Raw genomic sequence first — 23,763 nt, forward strand, 5'->3', positions numbered from 1 at the left:
CTGTTATCTCAAGTGCTCGAACGTACGAATGAGGTGCAGAAACGGGCTTGCACCGAGAATGATGAACATGGATGGAAGCAGGAACAACACCATCGGGACCGTCAGCTTGGCACCCAGCTTGTGTGCTCTTTCCTCCAGCTTGGTAATACGTTCGCGCCGAAGGTCGGCAGCAATGGTGCGCAGAGCCTGGCTCAACGGCGTTCCGTATTGCAGGCTCTGGCTGATCATGGTGCCGAAGCGGCGAAGTCCCTCCGATGTCGCTGCCAATTTCTCGAACGCGTCGCTGCGATTTGGCAACACCCGGAGATCATCGAGAAGACCGTTCAAGACCCCGGCCATGGCCGGATTGGTCTCGTTCATTTCGTGCGCCACGCGCTGCAACCCGCTCTCGAGGCCCATTCCGGCTTCACTGCACACGACCAGCAGATCGATGGTATCCGGCGTGCCCAACCGAATGGCCGCATCAAAGCGACGTCTGAGCACCGACAATATCAATCGCGGCCCCATGATTCCGATCACCACGCCACAAAGCGTGAAGACCAGCACATCCATCGGAGCCCTGCCCGACAGCTGCGCAATCAAGAAGGCGTTGACCGGGAACAGGAACATGCTGACGATCTTGATACCGAGCCAGATCGGCAAGCTTCGGTGATGATTGAAACCTGATGATTGAAGGATCGCTCGCAGCTGTTCGAGATTTTCTTCGGCATAGAAGCGCCGATACCGCATGCCGAGGGACGAAAGCCAACCAACCATGTCCTGGGAGCGTGTTGACCCCTCCGGAACGCCGATCACGGCGTTTGACGCCCGCATCTCCAATGCACGAACGTGTACTTCTCGTATGATCAACAGGGCGACCGCAGTCGCGGCCGCTATAGCGAGGGCGACGAAGCCGAGACCGGACGTCATAGTGTCGTCTCCCTTCTGATCAGCCAGCGTATCACGAAGTGCCCGCTAATCACTGAGCCGACCGCGTAGGCCAGCAGCATGTTTCCGGTCGGATCATAAAACAGGAGATCGATTGACCGCGGACTGATCAAGTACAGCAGCCCGCCTACAATGAGGGGCATGCATGAAAGTGCGCGTGAGGAAAAGATCACCTCTGCCGCCAGAGCCTTCGCGCGAGCAGCCAGCGCAACACGCTGACTCACCGTCTCTCCCAGGGTCTGCAAGGTTTCGGCCAGGCTGCCGCCCGACTTCAACTGGACCGCAAGTGTCACCGCAAAAATCCCATACTCCGCCACTTGCGTTCGCTGATAGATAGCCTCTACAGCCTCCTCCGGAGGTCTCCCTACGCTCAATTCACTGCATACGATCGCAAACTGCCCGGCTGTTGGTTGCGGCATCTCGCGGGCGATGGTGCGAAATGCTTCGTTCACCGGCAACCCTGAACGAACAGTACTCGTCACCAGCTGGATCGTGTCAGGGAGCTGTCGAAAAAGTTGGTTGGCGAAACGACGTTCCTGCCATCCGAACAGACCTCGCACCACCATGATGGCGACAATTACAGCCGCGATAGACACGTAGAGAACGGAAAATTCCAGCAGGTAATTGGCAAGAAACACTGCTTGTGCGGCGATGAGCCCGGCAAGGAGCACATAGGCCGGGTGACAAGCATAAACGACCTCAGCCCTGTAATTGGCCAAGCGGTGGAGAAGCAGTCCGCTGGATCCGGTCTCTGAGCGACGAATGGAGGGCAGCCTCGAGGCAGATGAGGCTCGTAGAGCTGTCGTTAGCTGACGATCCATGCGTTTTTCTCGACCGTCGAGCCACAACGTCGTGGCTCCCGCGCACATCAGGAGCACCAGATTAATGACGATCCAATACGTCGGTATCATATTTGCCTCATGGCCTCGGCCCAGGCTCGATCAAGCCCAAAATAGACAAGGCGGCTCTTGAATTTCGGGATTGCGTGGGTGGACTTGTAGGTGCCCGATATCCGCCCGTGCACGTCCTCCTCTTGGTACTCGAACGCCGCGATGTCGTTGGTGGTGATCACTTCGCCTTCCAGGCCGATCACCTCGCTGATCTGGACGATGCGGCGCTGTCCATCCCGCATGCGTTCGACATGCACGATGATGTCCAATGCAGCGACGATCTGAGCCCGAATTGCCCGCGACGGCAGATTGACCTGTCCCATCTGCACCATGTTCTCGATGCGGGTCAGGGCGTCGCGCGTGCTATTGGCGTGCACGGTGGAGATCGAGCCATCATGGCCGGTGTTCATGGCTTGCAGCATGTCAAATGCTTCGGCGCTGCGCACCTCGCCTACGACGATCCGATCAGGACGCATGCGCAGGGCATTCACCAGCAGATCGCGTTGGGTCACCTGCCCCGTGCCTTCGAGGCTGGGAGGCCGGGTCTCCAGGCTGATCACGTGCGGCTGCTGAAGCTGCAGCTCTGCCGCATCCTCGATGGTGACAATGCGTTCGCTGTGATCGATGAATTGGCTCATGGCGTTCAACAGCGTGGTCTTGCCGGAACCGGTACCGCCGGAGACCAGAACATTGAGCCGGGATCGGGCGGCAATCTCCAGCAATTGTCCCATGGCTGCGTTCATTGAGCCGTTTTCGATCATCCCGGCGATATTCAAACGGCGGCTTGGAAATTTTCGAATGGAAATGCAGGGACTATGAATCGCCAGCGGCGGCAGGATGATGTTGACCCGGCTGCCGTCCGGCAAGCGGCAATCCACCATCGGACTGGATTCGTCAACGCGCCGCCCAACTTGCGAGGCAATCTTCTGTGCGACGGATGCGATGTGATCATTGTCGCGGAATCGTACCGCGACCCGTTCCAGCTTGCCGTATCGCTCGATATAGATATTACTGGGCCCGTTGACCATGATATCGTTGATCGATTGATCCAGCAGGAGCGGTCGAAGCGGGCCGTAGCCGGTCATGTCGTCGGCAATCTCGTCCGCCAGCAAGAGCTGCTCGCGACCCGACAGTTCGAGCCGTTCCTGGTTGGCGATCCCGTGGATGATTTCCTCGATCTGCCGCCGAAGAACTTCGCGCGAGACGGTTGCCGCCACCGATGGCTCGATCTGCTCGATGACTCGTTCACGCAGCGAAGCCGACATCTCGGGATGATGGATCACAGGCTCGTCGCGGCTCGGCGTAGATGCGGGCACATGTGGTGGAGATGCAGGCGCGCCTGGCGCGGATGCAGTCGCGCTTGGCGTAGACGTACGCAAGCTTGTCGCGGATTCAGGCACCCCTGGCGTCAATGGACGCAAAGGAACTGGCTGGTCGTCTTCGCGCCTACCAAATTTTTTCATCGCCGGAGCAACCTCCTCAGCCAACCTTTCCGCTCGGCGCCGACACCGCTGATCTCCCGTACAATCGGCGCGAGGTGACGCCTCAATTTCCTGACGTGCTTGACAGCAGGAATTCCGAGATTGACCGCTTCCGTCATCCCCTTCCCGAGATCGGGAATCACCATGTCTGGTTCTGCGCCCAACGCTTTGACAATCGCGGCCCAGTGAAGGCCTCCTGCACGATCGGCACGGTTGAGCAAAGTAAAGACCCGGTCTTGACCGGCGATGTTGGTGACGGCGGCGCGGAGTGCATGGGCGTTACGAAGTCCGGTCACTTCGGCCTCCAGCAGCACCAAGGCGTGACGAGAAAGATTGATCACGGGATGAATGGATGGCGGAAACGGGACCGGTACATCGACAACGATATAGTTGAACCGTTGACGGAGCAGACCCAGCACGTGCCTCACCCCCGCTTCAGTGATGTCGAGCTGCGCATCGAGGTCCTCATCGGCGGAAATCAGGCAAACCCGCTCGTTCACCTCAATGGCCGCGCGCTCCAGGAACAACGTGTCCGCCCGCATCGGGTTTTCCAGGGCGATCCGCAGTCCCGGTCCAGGCTGAACGCCCAACATCACGGCCGCTTCGCCGCCTTGCAGATGAAGATCGAGCAACGCGACCTTGGCCTTGGTCGTCTCGGCCAGCTGCAGCGCCAGATTGATCGCGATGCTGGTTGCTCCGGCGCCTCCTTGCGCACCGCAGATCGAGATCACGTGCCCGCCGCGATCGATTTGGCCAGCGGCCGCGTCGCCGAGCAGCTTCGGGCGCAGCTGGTCCAACACCATCTCCCGCGTGATCGGCCTCGGAAGGTACTCGGTCAGGCCGAGCTCCATCAGCGCGCGGTAGAACGTGATCTCCCTGTTGTCACCGATCAGAGCCACCCGCACATCCGGCGGGCAAACGCTGGCCAACCTTTCGAGTTCGGTGAAGGGATCATCAATTCCACTGATGTCCGTCACCAACGCGAACAGCTCGGTGTCGGTTTCGAGCATCCGTATGGCATTGCGGATCGTGCCACGCCGGATCGATAAGTTGCTGCCTTCGAGACCCTTGCGCAGCGCACCGGCACTGAGATCGTCATTGACGAAACAGACGATCCGGTCGCGCGCGACAACAGATGTCGCTTCAGATGTAATTTCAGCAGGACTGACTACGGCCACGTTCATCAGCGTTTCTCCGGCAATTTGTAACCCACCGCCGTTGCAGTCTGGCGGACGACCTCCGACGAACCATCGCAGCTGACCGCAACGTCGCCGTCTTCTGAAGCTTGTCTCCTGACCGTGTACTGCCTGACCTCACCACCCGAATGAACCGATACCGCCGTTCTTTGGCCGGCGAGCGCATTCTGGCGGGCGAGTTCGGGAGACACATCGCAGCTGGACATCGCGCCAGTGTCCGCCTTGTCCCACTGATCGACTGCTGCCCGTACGGCGAAGGAAAGCGTTCCGAGCTGTTTTGCAACTGTGACTTTCTTGACCTGCTCCGGCGTAAGCTCCAACGACACAGTCTGCGGTAGCCTGCCTGCCGAGGCGCTGATGGGTCGCCCGCCTTGCGCAATCTCCTGATCGATCGCAATGATTCGAACGTTGCGTAGGACGGTTTCGCTCAGGGCGCGACGCGCGGGGTCTGCCTTCTCGAACACCTGGGTCAGCACGACATCCACATGATCACCCGGCCGGATGAGGCCCGAGACGCCGGATTCCTCGTCAACCTTGACGCTGATGGCGCGGCTATCCGGCGCCAGGACGCTGGCGAGGAAACCCCTATCCCGCGGGCGCAAGATGTCTTGCAAAGTGATGGGACTGCCAGCATCGACGAACTTGCGAACCAGAGAACCGGGAAGTCCGAGCTTCGAGTCCGGCGTTTCGAGGATCGCCCCCGCTGGTACATGTTCTGGCGAAACCGAGCGTACCGTGAAATCTTCTTCACGGGCCAACGTACCCTTCGATAACGGACGCGCCGCAACAAAATACCCGACCATCGTTGCGGGCGCCGGCCCCGGCCCCTTCTCCGTGATCTCTACCGGGATCTGTTTCGGCAGGTTCATGTTGTAGGCAATGAGCCCGAACGCCGTGGCTGCGAGCAACAGCACCATGATGATCGAGATACGCAAAGCGGCTGACATGTCAAAATCCTCGACTGAAAATGGTCCAGATACCACCGGACGCTATGGCAACCCCGTAAGGTAGCGGTGCGTGTCGCAAATGGCGCCAACGCTCCACCGCGTAAACGCGGCGTGCGAGCGACGATCCGGCGGGCGCTAGCCTGGGATATGGCAGGTGGCGCATCATCAGATGCACCAGGGCAAGACCGCCGCCGGCCAGCGCAGTTATGGTCAGCAACTGAATCACGCCGGTCAACGGGAGACCAATCGCCAAGGCAACCAGCAACTTGACATCGCCACCGCCGATCCATCCGCGCGTGTAAGCGATGAACAGCGGCAGGAAGAGGATCGCGGCGGCGATCACCGATTGGGCAACCTGCATCGGGCTGGCCAATTGACCCGCGATCCCGAGGAGCGCCAGCGCCAGACAAATCTCATTGCTGATCAATCGCGTCGCGATATCGATCGTTGCGACATAGAGCAACAACAGGATTTCGAGAATCGAGGCAATGGGAACAATCCAACTCATCGCATACACGCCTCAAAGCCCAAGACATCAAATACAAAATACATTGCCTCAGAAATGGCCGTGGTAGATCACAATGCCCCGGGCCAGCCGGCCGTCTCAACTTCCGACGGCAGTCCTGCCAGCGGTCCCGATCGTGTTCATCGCAGTCTCGGCGCGTTCTCGATGGACCAGTGTTGAACGCGGCGGTCACTCTGGCGACGACACAGGCCGTGACGATCACGGACACCACGCCGTCCTTGTTTATGCGCCGACGCTTCAACGCGTCGGTGCATGCCTAAAGAAAAGTGGGGGGCACTGAATACCCCCCTGATCTGGAAGTCCTGCGATCAGGTAGGAAGCTTGCCGACGATCGAGGCAATCGCGGTACTCAGCGCCTGCCCCATAACTCCACTACCAGTAGCACCGAACGCAAAAAGCACTGCCGCGACGACACAAGCCGCAACGATCACGTACTCGAACGACACCACGCCGTCCTGGTCCGCGCGTAAACGCTTCAATGCTTCTCGGGTCTGAATATAATACTGCATCATCGGGGAAATCCTCTTTTACACGATTAATCCCGCGATAGACGAACCCGGGATCACTGTGCCGTCCCGCCCGGGGCTTAGGTCGGAAGCTTGGCGACGATCGAGGCGATCGACTTACTCAGTGCCTGCCCCATAACCCCACTACCGGTAGGACCGAACGCAAAAAGCACTGCCGCGACGACACAAGCCGCAACGATCACGTACTCGAACGACACCACGCCGTCCTGGTCCGCGCGTACACGCTTCAACTGTTCAAAATAGTACTTCAACATCGGAGAAATCCCTTCCTGGATGATTTATCTACACATCCGCGGCAGACGAAGCGGGTGCCAACGGGGTACTTTCGATATTAGCCGTTGAGCCTCAGGCGGCGATGGCGCATTCGGGCTAATCCGGGAGAGCAAGCACAGGCGCAACGAGACATGCTGACGGCGGTTCGGAGGCTATGCGTTGCCTGATCACAGGCGGGCCAATTGCTTGCTCAAGCCAGTCCGATTTGCTGAAGCGAGACTCTCGGATCGAACAATAACATTCGCAAAATCAACAAGCTGCCGGCTTGTTCTCGCTCGCGGCGCGCGCGATCGTCGTGCGTTTTACAACCCACCCGGCACGCCGAAAAATTGCCTGCCTGACAGCTTGCGATGAAGACATTCTTGCCGTCGCATGCTGCGCCCGATCTGGCTTATCCGTACTCTTGCGGAGCGCCGCAGTAAGGTTAATGAACGATTACTTAGTCGCGCGAACGCGGCGGCGATGTGCGCATCCGGCGTAGGCCGCGGGGTCAGTTGGTTGTTGGTCAACGATCAAGCAACTCCGGATTGTTGTCTGTGAATTTGGATGAGCTCGATCAGGCGTTCAATTCCGAAGTCGCGACATCCGGATACCGTCTCACCAACGCCCGTCAGGCGCCGATCTCCATTTCTAGGGCGATGTTGCGCAGCCAATCCTCTTCTTCACCGAGGTCCCCCGCGACCTTGGTGATGGTGGTTACGTGATGGAGCTTGTTGCGTCGTCCGCCACGATCGGCCCCGCAGAACACGAGCAATGTCTCGCAGCTCCCCTTTCGGCGGCATTCTTGGACGCGCCCGTCCTCCAGGAATAGCCCGAAGCTCGCCCGGTGCTTGAGGATGTGGTTGAACGCCTTGGCCAGGTCATGCCCGCGGGACAGTTTGACGGACTGTTCGCGCGTATAGACCTAGGTTCGGGCTTCCTTGGGGGGATGACATGGAACGGTGTCGGCGCCCGGCTCACCTTCTCGCAGTCGCGACAGGCGGCAGCAATCCTTCATCGCACTTCGGATGTTACTGGGGGCGAAGTTGCTTGGCCGCGCACGTCCCTCCCGGGACTGATTTTGGGATCCCTATTCCCGCGATATAGATGCACCACCGCAATGTCATCAGCGTACACCCGCTCCCATCCCTCCATTCGATCGAACAAGGCGACAGCCGGGGTGGTCGGGGTCAGCAGAGTTGCAGTAATTTGATATTCATCAAGCACCCGGAGAAGATCGCTTACATCTTGTAGCCCAACTGCGCGTCGATACCGCGTGATGAATTCGGCTCCATACAGTTCGGCACGAGAATCGATAAACGGCGGGATGCCCCTGTAGATCAAATAGCTCCCAAAAGGGTAATCGTTAAAAATTCGACTGGATTTCGCCTCCTTGATGGTCTCCAGAGCAGCCGACGGAGACGGGGCCGGGCTGAAATCAACCATCCTGCCAACAAAACTAGTTAGGCCAAGCAACGCTACCGCAAATGCGATGGACCACCGCCGCGTCGGTGCGGTCATTGAGAGATCGTTCTGCTGCAGGCGTCCCGAGAGGTGCTGGGCCAGCGGGCGGGCAATAAAAAACGGCGCTACCATTGCCATGACATCGATATAGCGTAGATGGGCAAGGGTCTGGTGAATGACGGCAAGCAATAAAACAATCCGCAAGGGGGGAAGCTTGAACCCGCTATAGAGAATGTAGGCCATTCCGGCCAAGAGGCTGACCTCAAACGGATTGAACACGCCAAAATCTTGCGGTTGCCACTCGCCGATGGCTGAGAGAACGTGACCGAGGCCAAAGAGCCTAAACGTGACAAGGATCGACTCCGGGCCGTAGGGAGTAATGCAGGCCGCCCCGAGCGCAAGAACCCCAAACCGAAACCATTGAAACGCCAATCTTGCTCGCGCGGATCTGTCAGCCGTCCAAAGCGCCTCTGCTGCGAACGGTGGAATGAGCGCCAACCCAAGCGTAAAGCTTCCGTGGAGATTGGCCCACAGGCACATCAAGACCAAGTATGCTAGCGAGGGCGCACGGCGCTGCTCTGCGGCCTCGACGATGGCATTGGCCCACAGGACCATCACTGGAAGCACAAGCACATGAGGACGTGCATGCAAGTGACTTGTCGTCACGACCATGGCGCATCCGACCAGGATCGACACGGGGATTGGCGGCAACGCCCGAAGCAGCAACCGCGTAAGCAAAAAGAACGCCGTCCCGACAGCCAGTGCTGCCAACGTCACCGGCCCGGCCCACCCCGCCAGCCTGAATGCAGCCAGAAACAACAGCTCCGACAGCCACGCGCTCGTTATCCAGTTCGTTCCTGTCATGGTGAACGAAAACGGGTCGGCATGCGGGAAAGCGCGATGATCAATGATCCATTGACCGACCGCGAAATGCAGATAGACATCCGAATCGAGGAGCAACTTGTTGCCATGGCGTAGTAGGGCCAGATACTCGACGCCGCCGAATATGAATGGCAGCCACAGCCGAAGGCGATCAACGGTTTTGCGGTGGTTGATGTCGGGCGATATCGCTTGATGCGCGACCTGCGACTTGCCCGTTCGAAACATGCTCTTTACCGCGCGGATATCAGTCACAGTTCCTTGCTCCTGGCCATGCGCAAAGACGGGATTTGAAAACTCGCGACTTACAGGCGTCCTAAGGATTTGTTGGCAGGAATGTCCTCAGGGTCTTAGATGAAATTTGATTGATTCGCCGCTTTCCGTTCGAGAACGTTGCACACGCTGCCCCATCAGTTCTGGTATCGCATCCTTGGGATGCTCGGGACGATCTCAGCTTTTTATGTCCAATCCATCAGTGTCCTGCACCTCTTAATTCTTAATGCGCCGGCCCATCGCAACCGTGCCTCAGCTCGGTGTGACTGTCGCCGCGATCTTTGCAACGTTCAAACGGTGGCTGCGCAGCAGAATTCTGAACACAAGAAGAACCGCTAAGACGAGCGCGACGCCGCTGATCGAGAGCAATCTGTGCTCGTGGTAATCGCTCCCGTCCTGCAGTTGCAGTCGATATGCTTGCAGCAAACCAGAGATCCCCGCGAGGAAGATCAGACCGTAGATCGTCGCTCTTTCGCGTTCGCTCCCAAACTGCACGATTTCGGGCAACAGCAGTGCCAATCCGATACCGAGGACCGGTAGATCGTAATCATACGCATAAGGGCTTGTTAACACCGAAACCATCGCGACAAGACCAAGCGTCGAGCGAGGCGCGAAGCCGGACCTGATCGCAAACACGATTGCTGCGACACTGAGAGTTACGACCGTACCCTGCGCCGCAAGGGCAGCCCACGACAGCAATCCGGCGCTGCGAAGAGCCGCATAAGGCGAGATCATCCGATGAAGTGGATAAACGCCCCTTTCCAAAAGGATTCCGGATTCGCGGACACCTTCGAGAAAGGCGCTCCAGATCCCAGGACCGAGGAGAACGGTTGCAGCCAGGGAACTTGCCAAGACAACCGTCCCGGCGACAAGGGCGATCATCCATCGACGAGTAAGCAGAGTGTAACCCGCTAATGCGACGGCGAGATGCGGCTTAATCACCATGCTCCCCAAGGCCAATCCCGCGACAACCTGCCGGTTCGAGAATGCTACGCACGCCAAGCCCATGAGACCGCCGGTGAGAAACCCGTTCTGGCCAGAGCTGACCGTAACGGCAAGCGCGGGAAATAGCACCACCAAGAGCAGCGCGAAGTAGCTGCCGGCGATCGATCGCAAGGTCAGCAGATAAAACCCCAGCGTCGTCGCCGTAAACGCAAGATAGGCTAATCCGACCGGCAAAAAAGCCAAAGGCGCAACCATAAGGTCAAACTGGGGCGGGTAAGTCCAAGGCATGAAAATGCCCGCGCCTGCGTTCGCCTGCCTTTGCATCTCCGCGAATTTCAGGGCTTGGTAGGCTTGATCAATGTCCCCCAACCAAACCCTTTGGGCGGCGATGTGAAAGGCATCGAAATCGACCAGTTCCCGGTTTTCGCCCAGACCGAGGCGGGAAAACCAACATACCTTCAGGACTAGTACGATGCTGAGGGCGATGAGCGTCAAACGCGTGTACATCGCCCGTTTCGCGTCTGACGATTGGGCCAGTTCCATGGTCCGCGCAAACATTAAGCCGCACAATCAAAATGCAGAAGAATGCCCAAGAGGTTATCAGCATCCCTGAGCGCCAGAAAGATGAGATACGCAAAACTCGTGTTTGATCGCATTCCGGAATACTCAGAGCGAGCCGATGTGACTAAGGGCAATGGAGACGAAGCTAACCCTATCGGGTGAACTGATAACAATAACGCCTGGACGGCACTCTCGTCCGGTTGCCCCTTTTCGGTCGAGAACGTCTTTACCTCAGCCCGAACCCGACGCGGCTCGGAAAGAGGTTGCAAGATCGCTGCTGGGCGCGCGGGCCGACTTCCGACCCTATCTCGCCGCAGCGAGCCCATTCGCCGCGCTGCCGCGCGTGACGCTGTTCCGAATGATTGCCCGCGAGCCACGTAGCGCTGGCCGATGGGCAGCGGTGACGATCCCTATTGCCGGCCGCGAAGAGCTGCTCCTATGGAATCTACCAAATCCCCTTCAGTGCTCACAGTTTGAACTGCGGCCTGCTCGCCTGCGCCTCGCAACAAAACTCGAACTGTGAGCCAGAGAAGAACGAGAAGCGGGAAGCCGCCGAACGAGGGGACGGGGTAGTCAATCACGCCCGTTCCGTACTGCACGCACGCTCGCAAGATCTGGAACCAGGTGTAAGATCCTGCCAGGAGCGTCATGCTGTAAATTGCGGCGCGCTCGCGCGCGCTTGCGAGACGGGTGAGATCGGGCAGCAAGAGGGCCATGCCTACGCCAAGGATTGTCAGATCGTAGTCATAGGCATATGGGCTGATCAACACCGAGGCGACGGCCGCCAGGCCCAGACACCAGTGCGCCGGTAGCCGGCGGTAGATCGCGCGGGCGACAATTGAGAGGGCGAACACGGCAACGACGACTTGGCTCAGAAATGCCAGCGAGGCGGAAAAGCCGGCCGTTCGCAGCATTGCATAGACGGAAATCATTCGAAACAGAGGGTAGGCTCCGCGCCCGAGATAAGTGGCGGAATCGTTCACGCTCCCTAGAAACGCGCTCCAGATCTGCGGCCCCAGCAACAACGTGCAGAGGATCGAACTCGAAAGGATTACTGTCGTTGCCGTAATGACGGTAATCCAGCGGCGTGCGAGTAACGCATAAACCGCGAAGGCAATCGCAAGGTGCGGCTTGATGATCATCGCACCAAGACTTAGTCCGGCCGCAACCTGCCGCCGTTCGATGGTAAGGCACGCAAGGCCGATAAGGCCCCCGGTCAGAAAACCGTTCTGGCCGCACATAAGGTTAATGAGCAGGGCCGGCGAAAGCAGAATCACGACCAGCGCGAAATAACTCTTCGCAACCGCCCTTAGCGTCAGCAGATAAAACCCGAGTGTGGCGGCGCTAAAAAGGAAGTATGCAGTTCCGACCGGCACGAGCGCTAAGGGTGCGACCAGCAGATCGAACTGCGGTGGATACGTCCACGGCATGAAACTGAACTTGCCACCGGAGGCATCCATCTGCATCTGGACGAGTCGGTCAAAACGGTAGGCCTGCGCGGGGTCCCCGAGCCAAACCCTTTGGGCGACGATGTAAAACGCGTCGAAATCGAGAAGACCCCTATCTCGCCAGGCTCCCCAACGGGAGAACCAGCCGGTCATGAAGACAAGGATGACTGTCAGTCCCTCGAGGATGTAGCGCGCGTACCTCGTCCGTTTCGCTGTTCGGACTAACTCCAATGTTCTGACTAACATCGACCACAGCACCCTAGAAAATTAACGTTGTTTCAATAAGATACGGAACACGATTGCGACCAATGAACCGGATTTCTGAAACGAAGATTTCATAGAGCGGATCTGTGCGGCCCATTCACGCACATTCGGAAAGCTAGCAGTTTCGCCGCGCTGCGGGGATAAAAAACGATGGGACCGAAGCTGAACTCTCCCTCTGAGTTAATGCTGAAGACGCCCCTAGTGGTGGATCTCGACGGGGCTCTTGTCGGATCGAATCTCTTTGTCGAATCAATCTTTGCCCATTTTGGCCGAGAGCCATCCGAACCGCGCAAGTTCATGAAGGCGCTGTTGCGCGGCAAGGCTGCTCTCAAGTCCCACATCTCCAGCACAACCCCGCTCGACGTCTCGCAGCTTCCATTTGACGAGCAGGTGCTGAGCTTCATCCGCGAAGCAGCTGCGTCGGGCACGCCGGTCTATCTGATATCAGAGAACGGCGAGATATATGCCCGTGCCGTGACCGACCATCTGGGTCTGTTCGCTGGGATCATCGCTTGCAGCGCATCCGAAAATCTTTCGCAGCCCGCCAAGGCGCAGGTTATAATTGAAACGTTTGGACGCGGCGGATTCGATTACATCGGCCACGGGGCTGCAGATTATCCGATCTGGGAGGCTGCCCGGCAGCGACTGGCCGCCCGTCCCTCTGCTGCCGTTCGGGCCAAACTTGGCGAACTGGGCGGCGCAGCGATTTTGTCGAAATCCACCGGTCGGGAGTTCCGCTCCTGGATCAAGCTCCTCCGAATGCATCAGTGGGCCAAGAACGCGCTTGTCTTTGTGCCGCTGGTTACGGCTCAGAAATTCGCCCTTCCCTCGATGATCGCCGCGCTCACGGCCTTTGTCGCCTTCTCGCTCGCGGCTTCCGCCATTTACATCCTAAACGATCTGGTAGACCTCGATGCCGACCGGAAGCATCCGACCAAGAAGGCACGTCCACTCGCGGCAGGAACAGTCCCAACGGCAGCCGCACTGTACATGGCCGTGCTATTGCTGCTTGCCGCAAGTGGGCTTGCCATCCCTCTGCCGGGTGAATTTGCCGCCGTTCTGGCCTTCTATCTTTTGCTGACGACAGCCTATTCGTTTTGGTTGAAGCGTAAGTTGCTGATCGATGTCATCGCACTTGCGCTGCTGTATACGAGCCGCGTGGTCGGCGGCGCAGCAGCAGTTACGGTGCCGCTGTCCGAATGGCTGCTCGGGTTTTCCATACTCATCTTCACGTCGCTTGCTCTGATCAAGCGGTATATCGAGTTGGCTACTCGGCTTGATGGCGAACTGCCAGATCCGACCAACCGCGATTACCGCAAGTCGGATCTCAGCGTTATCGCCGCAGTAGCGGCCGGAGCAGCGTTCAACGCGGTCACTGTATTTGCACTCTACATTTCTTCGGACACCGTTCATCGGCTGTATCGTCGTCCGGATGTCTTGTGGCTGATCTGCCCGATCTTGATGTACTGGCTGAGTAGGATCCTGATCTTGGCTCATCGGCGCGCGATGGATGACGATCCCATCATCTTCGCCCTCAAGGACCGCAACAGCCTCGTCGCGCTAGGCTCGATCGCCGCAATCCTGCTTTTTGCGATGTAGGCGGCAAAGATCGAAGCATTGTCGCATGCGCCAACGGGTGTTTGCTCGGCAAACATGCTGAAACCGTGAAGTGTGGACGAGGAAAAACGCTTTGCAGTTTCGGCAGCATCCGACGCTGAATGGAAGCTGCTTCCTGACTCCGCTCGACCGGACTTGCTGAGCGCACCATGCCCAACTCGTCGGAATCACGCGTGGCGGCGAGACGCGGCTGCGCTCGTCATCCCATCCTTACTCGGCAGCATCCAGCCGGCCACCCTCGACCTCGAGGAGGTGGCCTAGCGATCCGCGGGATCTACATCAAATGCGACTGCGGCCGTCTAGTACACGCACTGACGGACATAATAGCCGTTGACCCGTATCCACTGACACGGGCTTGGCGGAGGCTCCTTGATGATGGTGAAGCCGTGATAGTCGATGTCGGTTGGCGCGGTCAGGCCACGCCAGAACACCGCATTCACGTCGGACGAGCTCAGAATCATCGCTGCTGAGAAACAGGCCAGGGCGGCACAGAGCTGAAGGAGTGTTCGCATCGTGATTTTCCGGTTGGGAATTGCTTGCGGTCGCGCGCCTATCCTGATGGGTCCCGGAGAAGCTCGCAAGTCCTATTGCACCGTCAAAAGGTCAGCGAGGAGCTCTCACGCCGCGAGCTTCACTCCGTGTGCGAAATCCCAGTATAGCTTTCGTGCACGCGCATAAAAGCGCCCGGGCGCGAGTTGCCGGTCGTCTATCCGGATCACGGGCGCGACCTTGGCGAAATTGCCGGTCGAAAAGATCTCGTCCGCAGTGACGAAATCGGCATAGCGCAGCGTTGCCTCCATCACCGTGATGCCGTCGCCGCGCAAAAGTTCGATCACACGCTGCCGCGTGATTCCGTTCAGGAAGGTGCCATTCGGCGCCGGCGTGTAGACAACGCCCGCTTTCGCCATGAACACGTTGGAATTGCCGAACTCCGCGACGTTACCGAGCATGTCCAGCATCAGGCAATTCTGGAAGCCCCGCGAGGCCGCCTCCTTGAGCGCGCGGGAACTGTTCGGATAGAGACAGGAAGCCTTGACATCGGCCGGCGCGCATTCGGCGGTCGGTCTGCGGAACGGTGACAGTGTAATCGCCGTGCCGACAGGCGCCGGGATCGGCGATTCGTAGATGCAAAGGCACCAATCCGTCGTTTCCGGATCGAACAGCACACCGCCGCCGATGCCGTTCTGCGGCCAGTACATCGGGCGGATGTAGAGTTCGGCGTTGGCCGGGAAACGGGCGACACCTTCACGCGCCAGTCCGAGCCACGTGCCGAGATCGACGATCGGTTTGAGCCCGAAGTTGACGGCCGATTGATTGACGCGGGCGCAATGACGATCGAGGTCGGGCATAACGCCTTCGAAGGCGCGCGCGCCGTCGAAGATGGTCGAAGCGAGCCAGAGCCCGTGGGTGCGTGGCCCCATGATCGGCACGTTGCCCTCGTGCCACTCGCCTCGGAAGAATGTCCATGTCCTCGAATGGCTGACGGACTTGGTGTCGGGAACCATGGCGAACCTCCATTCTGGGACGACTGAGTTATGGTCCGTAGATCACCAGCTCAGAATCCGACAGGTCGGCAAGCCGTGGGCGCTGCGGACCCTTGAAGTATTTGCGCCGTTCCCTGTAGAGCCCGACCAGGCCCTTCATGCGGCCGTTGGCGTCGAGAGCGACGCAGATCCGGCCGCGCCAGAGCAGGAAGCGGCCGATGGCGCCGGCGCAGGCGACGTAGTCGGCCACATCGGTGCAATAGATCAACTGCATGGCGAGAAGCGCGATCCCGCGGATTCGCATCGACTGCAGGACGAACGGAAAGGCGCGGCCATCTCCGGCGCGGCATACCAGGCTGACGCAGCCGTAGGCCGCGTGACGTGCAAGCAGCGCGACGTCAGCCTCGGACAAGCCGGCGACCGCCTGCGCGTCCTGCCGGACGACTTCGACGCGCATATCCTTGAGCGGACGCGACACCGCTGGAAAGGAGTAGAACAAACCGACGCAATAGCGGCGGAATCCCTGCGCCTCGATGGCTCGCCAAGTCCATTGTGCCGGACTGATATTGACGTAGGTGACGTCCTTGTGGCGCTGCGCGACCTTGGTCAGCATGGGCGCGTAGCTGCGAAAGGCAGGTTCCACATACCAGCTGGAGAGATTGCAGCGGATCGAGGTACAGCCGTTATCGTTCCGCGCGGTGTGGATCAACAGCAGAGCGCCGACGAGCGTCCCGTCATGCTCGAGCATGTAGCCGAAGCGCGTAAAGCCTTCGGGTACCTCCCGCACGGACATGCGCCGGAGTCCGTCCATCCAGTAGTTGCGCGTTCGGACTGGAAAGCCGCGTGCCAAAAGGTCGGCGATGGCGTCCAGATCGGCTATTCCTATCTCGCGGCATCGGATCATGGTCCGAACTGAACTCTCACTCATAATGTCCGAGCCGCTGCTTGGTCATCGGGTTTGGCGAGCGCGCCAAGCGAGCGGATCGAGCCGCAACCAATTTGCGTCCATGACCATCCGCCGGAATTCCGGCTGCGGAGAGAGCCGCTTCTCGCGCCCCCAACGGTTTTGCGCGCCCAGCTTGCTGCGACATCATGTACAGCAACCAGTTGCGGTATATGCGCTTGGCCGGCAGACGCCAGACGTTGTTCAGGTCCTTCGCCAACTGATCGGCCGGAAAGTCGGCGAAAAGCTCCGGGTGTCTGTCGGAAAGGGCTTTCTGTCGGAAAGCGGTCAGTATCTGTTCCGCCTCTGCGTCGAAATAACCGCTCGGTATCGTCGGACAGACTTCGTTCTCGCCCCGGAGGAAGCGGCCCATGTCTCTTCTATGTTCGCCCAGCAGGCTCTGGGTTTCGTATTCCGGATGGCCCTGGAAATGGACGAAAAGGCTCTTCTTCTGCTGCTTGATGAAGCAGTCGACCCCAGCCTCGCCCGACCAGGTGAGAACCGAATATCCGCAGTTCGCGAGTTCTCGCTCCTGCACCTCGTTCCATCGGGCGTGCGGTATTCTGAAGGTCTTCGGCACGTCTTGCATCAGGGGATGATGTCTCTTCTTTGTCTGAGCGAAGACACCGAAGCATTTTGCGGGCAGCTTGTGGCGCGCAACGCCGTCCATGTGCAGAACGGCAGCATGGACGGCCAGACAGGAAAACACCGACGACACGGTATTCTCTCTGGCCCATTCGGCGATCTGGACGAAGGTGGCCCAATATGGCTCGTCCGTGAGGCTGGCGGCTCTAGGTTCGGCGCCCGTCACGATTACCCCGTCCAGCCTCCTGTTCAGCAAATCGCCGACGCCACGGTAGTATCGACGCACGTAATCGCGGCCCCATTCCGAACGGGGGGTCGCCTCCATCGTATAGAAATGCAGCCTGACCAAAAGTCGTCCGGCCGCCGCATCGAGCAGGTCAAACAGCTGGCGCTCGGTCGACATCAAGGCAGCATCCGACATGTTGTTGATGAGCCCGATGTCGAGGCACTCCACCCGATTTGGCGGCGATGCAATAGCAGCGCGGCCTCCACTCCGCGCTCGCAAGAAGAGGTGATGGTCGTCGGAGTCGATATCGATTAGTACTGGCATCGGAATGCCTTCATGGTTGACGCAACATCAATTCGCAGCGCATAGCGCCTGGTCGAGATCCGTGATGATGTCGTCGATGTGCTCGATTCCGACGCTCAGCCTGATCATCTCGGGCCGTACGCCGGCCTTGTCCTGCTCTTCGGGCGACATTTGCCGGTGCGTGGTCGATGCGGGGTGGCAGGCGAGCGATTTCGCGTCGCCAATATTGACCAGCCGCTTGCAGAGCTTCAGCGCGTCGTAGAATCGCTTACCCGCCTCGAAGCCTCCTGCCACGCCAAAGGTCAGCAGTGAACACGCACGGCCACCTAGATACTTCTGTGTCAGCGCGAAATAGGGACTATCCTCAAAGCCCGCATAATTCACCCACCCGACACGGCGGTCGTCGCGCAAGAACCGCGCGACCTTCTCGCCATTATCGACGTGCCGCTCGATCCGCAGCGCGACGGTTTCAATGCCCTGGAGCAGCAGGAAAGCATTCATCGGTGCCAGGACGGCGCCCGTGGTCCTCTGGGAGACGGCGCGGCAACGCGCAATGTAAGCAGCGGCCCCGTAGCGCTCGGTAAAGACGAGCCCGTGATATGATTGCTCTGGTTCGTTCATCATCCGGAAGCGGCGGCGATGCTCCGCCCATGGGAAGCGGCCGCTGTCGACGATAACTCCACCGAGCGTAGTGCCGTGTCCGCCCATGAATTTCGTCAGCGACTCCACCACGATGTCTGCGCCATATTCGATCGGCCTGAGCAGGATCGGTGTCGGCACCGTGTTGTCGACGATCAGCGGGACGCCATGCCTGTGCGCGACGTCGGCCATCGCTTCGATGTCGCAGACATTTCCGGCCGGATTTCCGACGCTCTCGCAGAACACCGCCCGCGTATCGGCGTCGATCAATCGTTCTAGGCTCGCAGGCTGGTCGTCTTCTGAAAACCGGACGGTAGTGCCTTGCCTCGGCAGGATGTGCGCGAACAGCGTATGCGTGGTTCCGTAGAGCTGCGGGACCGAGACGATGTTGGTGCCCATCTCCGCGATATTGGCCACCGCATAGTTCACCGCGGCCTGACCACAGGCCACGCTGAGTGCCTCGATGCCGCCTTCCAGGGCGGCGACGCGACTCTCGAGCACCGCATTGGTCGGATTGCCGATCCGCGTGTAGCGGAAGCCGTCCACTTCAAGGTTGAAGAGCGCGGCTCCATGATCGGCGCTGTCGAAAGCGTACGAGGCCGTCTGGTAGATCGGCACGGCGACCGCCTTGGTGACCGGATCGTCTTTGAAGCCGCCGTGGACGGCGATGGTCTCTCTTCTCATGGAGGCGGGCCCTTTGGCTCTTCGATCCCGGGAGATCTCGGGATGTCCTTGGCGCATCGCGCGTCCTCCAATTCCAACGCCGCCTACTGGCCGTTCCTCGGGAAACCGAGCAGGTCCCGTACCGCGGTCGGCCAGCGCGCAGTGTTTCCGCCATGGGTGTGGAACATGGCGACGGCGAGACGGTCCATTCCGAATGCCACGCAGGCGGTATGTGCCGGCTCGCCGGCCGCATCCAGGATGCCCCAGGTGGCGCCAAAATGTTCGCGGTGATAGTTGAAGCTCATGCAAGCGGTGGGGCGCTCCTCGGAGCGCAGAGGCACCAGCAATTCGAATTTCAGCGACTGCTGCTTTTGACTCACCGCCATCATCTGGCCGACCCGGCCAAAGAACGGATCGCTGGCGTAGTCGACCCTGAAGGTCAGTCCGAGATCGCGGGCAATCTCCTGTGCCCGCACGATCCAGCGCTCCCGGAACGCGGAAGCTTGGTCGGGGCTGCCGATGCTGACGAATTCGCGCATCCTGAAGGACTGCAGCCGGTCGAGATGATGCGAGGGCTCGCGACGGAAGCAATCGGCGGCCACGTCGAAGCGCCAGCCGCCCGCCGGTACGGGTCCGCGGCTCGCTGCAATTGGATAAACCGGATAGCAGGCGGCCGGCGACAGCACGAGGTCGGCCGGTGAAAGCGACGTGGTCCAGTCGCCGCCGGCGTCGAAGCGGCTGACCGCGGCGTGGATTTCACTCTCCGTGCCGTGCAGGCCGCAGACGCAACCAAGGAGGTTCGGAAAGCTCTTCAGATAGCCCGACTTCTCGAGTTGCGCGCGATTCATGACGGGGGGGAAGCGCATCACTTCGGTGTCCGCCTCGCGATACCGCGAGATCAGCACTGCAAGCCGCTCTACGACGTCTTCATAGAGCGCGGTGCGGCCATAGACCCCCGGAGAGCCCATCTCGTGGAACAGCAAATCGGTGAGATAGTCCAGCGGGTCGGACGGACGCGAAGAGGATTTCGTCTGTGCTGCAAACCTGGCCACGTTCATTCAAGCTCCCTCCGTCGAGGAGAAATATCAATCGCGCAGAGACGCCGGGACGGCGCTCATCAGCGTGGTGGTCCCCATGCTGGCGAGGATGCGGTCGTTGTTGATCATGATCGGAGCGGAAAGCACGTCGCGGAGATGGCGGCCGACGCTGACGTCGGTGTCGTTGCGGTAGCCTGAGAGGCCGCAGGCGCGCATCGCATGCATGACGGCCGTGACCGCGAGTTCAGAGGCCTCCACCTTGAGAAGATTGATCGAGGACTGGAAGTCGACGGACGACAATGCGCGCTCGTCTCGTTGTCGGGCCGCATAGGACTCGAGGTTGGCGGCGATGATGGCACGCAGTTTCGTCAGCGTCATCCTGGCGGAGGTGAAATGCGCCGCGCCGGGAGGCATGTTGCCGCCGGCCCCTCGCGCGGCCTTGCGGACGAACAGCTGCGCGCGATCCACCGCAGCGGCCGCGATTCCCGCCCAGACCGATGACCAGCACAAGTGGGCGACGGGCGTCATCGTCTGCGCATGGATCCTCTCGTAGGCTACGGGGAATATCTGGTCCGCGGAGCCCCTGAAGTTCAGCTTGAAACCGGCACTGCAGGTTCCACGCATGCCAAGCGTCTCCCATGCGAGGGTCGGTTCAAGCGTGTAGTCGTCCCGCGTGATGGCCAGCAACACCTGATCGGATCCGGCGGCGTCGTCCGCTCGGCGCGCGATGGTGACGATGCCGTCTGCCTCCGCACCGTAGGAAATTACCGTTGCGTCGCGCACCAGCGAGATCTCGACCCCCGAGCGCTCTACCGCGGCAGTGCTGAAGCGTATGTTTCCGCCGTTCTGACCTTCCGTGGTCGACGACGCCAGCAGCAATTGTTCGGCTGCAACACGGCGCATGAAGCTTTCATGCCAGGTGCTGCCTACGCCGTGGCGAACCAGGCAGGCGATCTTGGTCTGATGCATCGCGAAGATCATTCCGGTCGAGGCGCAGGCGCGGCCGAGCGCGTAGCACATGTCGGTCACCTCGAAGAGCGATGCGCCCTCGCCGCCGAATGCGATCGGGATCTGTGCTCCCAGAAGCCTCTCCCTGCGCGCCGCGTCGATGGCCTTCCGCGGGAAGCGCGCCTCGCGGTCGACTGCTTCGGCTTCCGACGCCGCGGCCTCCGCCACCGCCGCCGTCCTCTGCTGGAACGAGAAGGTGTCGTGAGGGCATGGCACTCGGCCGCTTTCCGGGGCGAAATTGCGGAACTGGGCTTCCTGCACGTTCATGGCCAACGCCTCCCCTTTGGTGGTCGGGCGCGACCCGAACCACGTCGAGACGCCCTTCCTGGCGGAATGGGCAATCTAGCCGACCTACCTTGCGGAGTCGGCTGCGCAAAGGTGGATGCCGAAGCGCACCCGAACCTCAGCGAGGTACCTCGAAGGAGAACTACTGGCCTGATCTGCAGTCAGGTATCGTCGCCTCGACAATGATCGTGCAGGTCAGCGAGGGTGCAGTCGCAATGCAAGGTCGTACCGCGAGCGTGCAGGACCGTGTTCTATCCGTGGTCAGGAGTATCCTCGAGCAGAACGCGATCACTGCGGTTGTCCACCCGGAATCGCGGCTCGTGGATATCGGGCTGAACTCGATGAGCATGGTCGAGCTGATGCTCAAGGTCGAATCCGAGTTCGATCTCACTCTTCCCCAACCGGTGATCACACCCGAGAATTTCCAATCGGTGAAGACGATGGAGACGATGATTCTCAATCAGCTCGGACCGGGAGCAGGATGAAGTCAGTTGGACAGAGATGCTTCCTCGATAACCGAGCAGGCTTCGATTCAATTCAACTGCGTGGTCGGGTCGTAAAATCAGCTGTGATCGAGCCCACGACCAGAAGCAGCGCTCCGCGGCTTAGACCCTCCACCGCCAAGACCTGGCTGAACGCCATCGCGCTGACTTCGCGGGTCGAGGCCGATCCACACAGGTTGTTCGCCGACGTCGTGCAGGAATGGGCGCAGCGGCAGCCCGGTCGCCTCGCGTTGCTTTCGGACGATCAATCCATCAGCTACGGAGAGCTTGCTGCTCGGATCAACCGATATGCGCGCTGGGCGCGGGGCCAGGGCATCCGTACCGGCCGCACGGTCTGCCTGCTGATGCAGAACCACCCGGACTACCTCGCCTGTTGGCTCGGCATCAGCAGCGCGGGTGGGACGGTAGCGCTCATCAACACAAGGCTGATCGGCCGATCGCTCGCCCATTGCATCGAAGTCGCGCGTGCCGATCACGTGATCCTCGCCGCAGACTGCGTGAATGCGTTCGAGACCGCACGACGGCACCTCAACTGCGTGCCGCAAGTCTGGAGGCTCGGTAGCCGTGATACGGCCGCCGATCTGGACGTGGCGCTCGCCGCCCAAGACATCAGCCCACTGTCTTCCACCGAACGCGGCGATGTCACGATCAACGGACGCGCGCTCCTCATCTACACGTCGGGCACCACCGGGCTGCCGAAGGCGGCGAACGTCAGTCATCGCCGGATTCTCAGCTGGGGCGGATGGTTTGCCGGTCTGATGGATGCTTCCGTCGACGACCGCCTCTACGATTGCCTGCCGCTCCATCATTCAGTCGGCGGTGTCGTGGCACCCTGCAGCATGCTTCACGCGGGCGGCTCGGTCGTGGTCGCGGAGAAATTTTCCGCACGGAACTTCTGGGACGACGTCGTGCGCTTCGACTGCACCGTCCTCCAATATATCGGAGAGCTCTGCCGATACCTGCTCAAGACGCCGACGTCCTCAAAAGAGACCGAACACAGGCTGCGGCTCGCCGTCGGCAATGGATTGCGCGGCGACATCTGGGAGACCTTCGCCGCGCGGTTCGCGATTCCACAGATCCTCGAATTCTATGCGGCGACGGAAGGCAATTTTTCGTTGTTCAACGTCGAAGGAAAACCCGGCGCGATCGGCCGGATTCCTCCCGTGCTGGCGCATCGCTTTCCCGCCTCGATCGTCAAGGTCGATGCCGACAGCGGCAGCCCGGTCCGCAGCGACGCGGGGCTCTGCATCGCGTGCGCCCCCGGCGAAACGGGCGAGGCTATCGGATGCATCGACAGCGTCGATCGCGGCGGTGGCCCTTTCGAGGGCTACACGGATCCCGCCGAGACCGAGAAGAAGATTCTGCGCGATGTCTTTGCCGATGGTGATGCCTGGTTCCGCACCGGCGATCTGATGCTGCGCGACGAGCACGGCTACTTCCACTTCATCGACCGGATCGGCGATACTTTCCGCTGGAAGGGCGAGAATGTCGCGACCAGCGAGGTAAACGACGCGATCAGGGACTGCCCCGGTGTCGTCGACGCCTCGACCTACGGGATCGCCGTGCCGGCGGCTGACGGCCGCGCCGGCATGGCGGCTTTGGTCGTCGACGAGGGTTTCGATTTCGAAACCTTCACGAAACATCTGTCGCGCCGGCTCCCGGCCTATGCGCTTCCGGTCTTCGTCAGGGTCTGTGGGGCGCTCGACGCCACCGAGACATTCAAGCAGAACAAGCAGCGGCTCATCCGTGAGGGAATCGATCCCTCCGTTGTCAACGATCCGCTATTCCTGCGCGATCCGGCAACCGGCGACTACCGTCCGATCGACCAGGCAGTCTACGCACGCATCGTCGCCGATGAGATCAGATTTTAGCACGTTCGTTTCGTGAGAG

At 60.1% G+C, this 23,763-nt stretch carries 22 protein-coding genes; 3 read left to right on the forward strand and 19 right to left on the reverse strand.

Features of this window, described 5'->3' with window-relative positions:
• Positions 1-3: 3 nt before the first annotated feature.
• The 12 genes from QA640_RS30960 to QA640_RS31015 form a co-directional block, all read right to left on the reverse strand.
• Positions 4-909 carry a type II secretion system F family protein gene (locus QA640_RS30960; RefSeq protein ID WP_283036638.1) on the reverse strand — a complete coding sequence of 302 codons (906 nt, stop codon included), beginning with the start codon at positions 907-909 and terminating at the stop codon, positions 4-6.
• Positions 906-1,838: a type II secretion system F family protein gene (locus tag QA640_RS30965; protein ID WP_283036639.1), complete on the reverse strand. Its 933-nt coding sequence runs from the start codon at positions 1,836-1,838 to the stop codon at positions 906-908. Before QA640_RS30965 ends, QA640_RS30960 begins: the two co-directional genes overlap by 4 nt.
• On the reverse strand, positions 1,835-3,280 hold the full coding sequence (locus QA640_RS30970) for an ATPase, T2SS/T4P/T4SS family (protein WP_283042939.1): 1,446 nt from the start codon (positions 3,278-3,280) through the stop codon (positions 1,835-1,837). The genes QA640_RS30965 and QA640_RS30970 overlap by 4 nt, the downstream gene beginning before the upstream one ends.
• Positions 3,277-4,482 carry a P-loop NTPase gene (locus tag QA640_RS30975; RefSeq protein ID WP_283036640.1) on the reverse strand — a complete coding sequence of 402 codons (1,206 nt, stop codon included), beginning with the start codon at positions 4,480-4,482 and terminating at the stop codon, positions 3,277-3,279. The genes QA640_RS30970 and QA640_RS30975 overlap by 4 nt, the downstream gene beginning before the upstream one ends.
• The gene (gene cpaB, locus QA640_RS30980; protein WP_283036641.1) at positions 4,482-5,441 is read right to left on the reverse strand and encodes a Flp pilus assembly protein CpaB; all 960 of its coding nucleotides are present in this window, start codon (positions 5,439-5,441) and stop codon (positions 4,482-4,484) included. The genes QA640_RS30975 and cpaB overlap by 1 nt, the downstream gene beginning before the upstream one ends.
• A gap of 1 nt (position 5,442) precedes the next feature.
• Positions 5,443-5,949, reverse strand: a complete 507-nt coding sequence (locus tag QA640_RS30985) for an A24 family peptidase (protein WP_283036642.1) — start codon at positions 5,947-5,949, stop codon at positions 5,443-5,445.
• A gap of 326 nt (positions 5,950-6,275) precedes the next feature.
• A complete protein-coding gene (locus QA640_RS30990; protein ID WP_283036643.1) occupies positions 6,276-6,479 on the reverse strand; it encodes a hypothetical protein in 204 nt (67 codons plus the stop codon).
• Between the two features lie 74 nt (positions 6,480-6,553).
• Positions 6,554-6,748 carry a hypothetical protein gene (locus QA640_RS30995; RefSeq protein WP_283036644.1) on the reverse strand — a complete coding sequence of 65 codons (195 nt, stop codon included), beginning with the start codon at positions 6,746-6,748 and terminating at the stop codon, positions 6,554-6,556.
• 629 nt (positions 6,749-7,377) lie between these two features.
• Complete coding sequence (locus QA640_RS31000; RefSeq protein WP_283036645.1) at positions 7,378-7,521, reverse strand: hypothetical protein; 144 nt, start codon at positions 7,519-7,521, stop codon at positions 7,378-7,380.
• 239 nt (positions 7,522-7,760) lie between these two features.
• Positions 7,761-9,344, reverse strand: a complete 1,584-nt coding sequence (locus QA640_RS31005; RefSeq protein WP_283036646.1) for a hypothetical protein — start codon at positions 9,342-9,344, stop codon at positions 7,761-7,763.
• Positions 9,345-9,614: 270 nt separating this feature from the next.
• Positions 9,615-10,850 (reverse strand): glycosyltransferase family 87 protein, encoded by a 1,236-nt coding sequence (locus tag QA640_RS31010; RefSeq protein ID WP_283036647.1) that lies wholly within the window; start codon positions 10,848-10,850, stop codon positions 9,615-9,617.
• Between the two features lie 428 nt (positions 10,851-11,278).
• On the reverse strand, positions 11,279-12,469 hold the full coding sequence (locus QA640_RS31015) for a glycosyltransferase family 87 protein (protein ID WP_283036648.1): 1,191 nt from the start codon (positions 12,467-12,469) through the stop codon (positions 11,279-11,281).
• 261 nt (positions 12,470-12,730) lie between these two features.
• Between QA640_RS31015 and QA640_RS31020 the strand changes: the two genes are divergently transcribed.
• Positions 12,731-14,179 (forward strand): UbiA family prenyltransferase, encoded by a 1,449-nt coding sequence (locus tag QA640_RS31020; RefSeq protein WP_283036649.1) that lies wholly within the window; start codon positions 12,731-12,733, stop codon positions 14,177-14,179.
• A 317-nt stretch (positions 14,180-14,496) separates the two neighbouring features.
• On the opposite strand, the gene QA640_RS31025 is transcribed toward QA640_RS31020, so the two are convergent.
• The 7 genes from QA640_RS31025 to QA640_RS31055 all read right to left on the reverse strand — a co-directional run bounded on the left by QA640_RS31025 (position 14,497) and on the right by QA640_RS31055 (position 21,352).
• Positions 14,497-14,709: a hypothetical protein gene (locus QA640_RS31025; protein ID WP_283036650.1), complete on the reverse strand. Its 213-nt coding sequence runs from the start codon at positions 14,707-14,709 to the stop codon at positions 14,497-14,499.
• 105 nt (positions 14,710-14,814) lie between these two features.
• On the reverse strand, positions 14,815-15,702 hold the full coding sequence (locus QA640_RS31030; RefSeq protein WP_283036651.1) for a branched-chain amino acid aminotransferase: 888 nt from the start codon (positions 15,700-15,702) through the stop codon (positions 14,815-14,817).
• 28 nt (positions 15,703-15,730) lie between these two features.
• Complete coding sequence (locus tag QA640_RS31035; protein WP_283036652.1) at positions 15,731-16,609, reverse strand: acyl-CoA acyltransferase; 879 nt, start codon at positions 16,607-16,609, stop codon at positions 15,731-15,733.
• Positions 16,602-17,759 carry a homoserine O-succinyltransferase gene (locus tag QA640_RS31040; RefSeq protein ID WP_283036653.1) on the reverse strand — a complete coding sequence of 386 codons (1,158 nt, stop codon included), beginning with the start codon at positions 17,757-17,759 and terminating at the stop codon, positions 16,602-16,604. Before QA640_RS31040 ends, QA640_RS31035 begins: the two co-directional genes overlap by 8 nt.
• A 27-nt stretch (positions 17,760-17,786) precedes the next feature.
• Positions 17,787-19,061: an O-acetylhomoserine aminocarboxypropyltransferase/cysteine synthase family protein gene (locus tag QA640_RS31045; protein WP_283036655.1), complete on the reverse strand. Its 1,275-nt coding sequence runs from the start codon at positions 19,059-19,061 to the stop codon at positions 17,787-17,789.
• An 83-nt stretch (positions 19,062-19,144) separates the two neighbouring features.
• Positions 19,145-20,098, reverse strand: coding sequence for an amino acid--[acyl-carrier-protein] ligase (locus QA640_RS31050; RefSeq protein WP_283036656.1), 954 nt, complete (start codon positions 20,096-20,098; stop codon positions 19,145-19,147).
• 27 nt (positions 20,099-20,125) lie between these two features.
• Positions 20,126-21,352, reverse strand: a complete 1,227-nt coding sequence (locus QA640_RS31055; protein ID WP_283036657.1) for an acyl-CoA dehydrogenase family protein — start codon at positions 21,350-21,352, stop codon at positions 20,126-20,128.
• A gap of 233 nt (positions 21,353-21,585) precedes the next feature.
• Here QA640_RS31055 and QA640_RS31060 point away from each other — a divergent pair, with 233 nt between their 5' ends.
• Positions 21,586-21,855 (forward strand): phosphopantetheine-binding protein, encoded by a 270-nt coding sequence (locus tag QA640_RS31060; RefSeq protein ID WP_283042940.1) that lies wholly within the window; start codon positions 21,586-21,588, stop codon positions 21,853-21,855.
• Positions 21,856-21,938: 83 nt separating this feature from the next.
• Positions 21,939-23,744: a long-chain-acyl-CoA synthetase gene (locus tag QA640_RS31065; protein WP_283036658.1), complete on the forward strand. Its 1,806-nt coding sequence runs from the start codon at positions 21,939-21,941 to the stop codon at positions 23,742-23,744.
• Positions 23,745-23,763: the final 19 nt, after the last annotated feature.

The sequence above is a fragment of the Bradyrhizobium sp. CB82 genome (assembly GCF_029714405.1).
Taxonomy (GTDB): domain Bacteria; phylum Pseudomonadota; class Alphaproteobacteria; order Rhizobiales; family Xanthobacteraceae; genus Bradyrhizobium.

Excerpts from the sequence above, each read along its gene's own strand:
- QA640_RS30960 (WP_283036638.1), bottom strand. The coding sequence starts at position 909 with ATGACGTCCGGTCTCGGCTTCGTCGCCCTCGCTATAGCGGCCGCGACT.
- QA640_RS30965 (WP_283036639.1), bottom strand. The coding sequence starts at position 1,838 with ATGATACCGACGTATTGGATCGTCATTAATCTGGTGCTCCTGATGTGC.
- QA640_RS30970 (WP_283042939.1), bottom strand. The coding sequence starts at position 3,280 with ATGAAAAAATTTGGTAGGCGCGAAGACGACCAGCCAGTTCCTTTGCGT.
- QA640_RS30975 (WP_283036640.1), bottom strand. The coding sequence starts at position 4,482 with ATGAACGTGGCCGTAGTCAGTCCTGCTGAAATTACATCTGAAGCGACA.
- cpaB (WP_283036641.1), bottom strand. The coding sequence starts at position 5,441 with ATGTCAGCCGCTTTGCGTATCTCGATCATCATGGTGCTGTTGCTCGCA.
- QA640_RS30985 (WP_283036642.1), bottom strand. The coding sequence starts at position 5,949 with ATGAGTTGGATTGTTCCCATTGCCTCGATTCTCGAAATCCTGTTGTTG.
- QA640_RS30990 (WP_283036643.1), bottom strand. The coding sequence starts at position 6,479 with ATGATGCAGTATTATATTCAGACCCGAGAAGCATTGAAGCGTTTACGC.
- QA640_RS30995 (WP_283036644.1), bottom strand. The coding sequence starts at position 6,748 with ATGTTGAAGTACTATTTTGAACAGTTGAAGCGTGTACGCGCGGACCAG.
- QA640_RS31010 (WP_283036647.1), bottom strand. The coding sequence starts at position 10,850 with ATGGAACTGGCCCAATCGTCAGACGCGAAACGGGCGATGTACACGCGT.
- QA640_RS31015 (WP_283036648.1), bottom strand. The coding sequence starts at position 12,469 with ATGACCGGCTGGTTCTCCCGTTGGGGAGCCTGGCGAGATAGGGGTCTT.
- QA640_RS31020 (WP_283036649.1), top strand. The coding sequence starts at position 12,731 with ATGGGACCGAAGCTGAACTCTCCCTCTGAGTTAATGCTGAAGACGCCC.
- QA640_RS31025 (WP_283036650.1), bottom strand. The coding sequence starts at position 14,709 with ATGCGAACACTCCTTCAGCTCTGTGCCGCCCTGGCCTGTTTCTCAGCA.
- QA640_RS31030 (WP_283036651.1), bottom strand. The coding sequence starts at position 15,702 with ATGGTTCCCGACACCAAGTCCGTCAGCCATTCGAGGACATGGACATTC.
- QA640_RS31035 (WP_283036652.1), bottom strand. The coding sequence starts at position 16,609 with ATGAGTGAGAGTTCAGTTCGGACCATGATCCGATGCCGCGAGATAGGA.
- QA640_RS31040 (WP_283036653.1), bottom strand. The coding sequence starts at position 17,759 with ATGCCAGTACTAATCGATATCGACTCCGACGACCATCACCTCTTCTTG.
- QA640_RS31045 (WP_283036655.1), bottom strand. The coding sequence starts at position 19,061 with ATGAGAAGAGAGACCATCGCCGTCCACGGCGGCTTCAAAGACGATCCG.
- QA640_RS31050 (WP_283036656.1), bottom strand. The coding sequence starts at position 20,098 with ATGAACGTGGCCAGGTTTGCAGCACAGACGAAATCCTCTTCGCGTCCG.
- QA640_RS31055 (WP_283036657.1), bottom strand. The coding sequence starts at position 21,352 with ATGAACGTGCAGGAAGCCCAGTTCCGCAATTTCGCCCCGGAAAGCGGC.
- QA640_RS31060 (WP_283042940.1), top strand. The coding sequence starts at position 21,586 with ATGCAAGGTCGTACCGCGAGCGTGCAGGACCGTGTTCTATCCGTGGTC.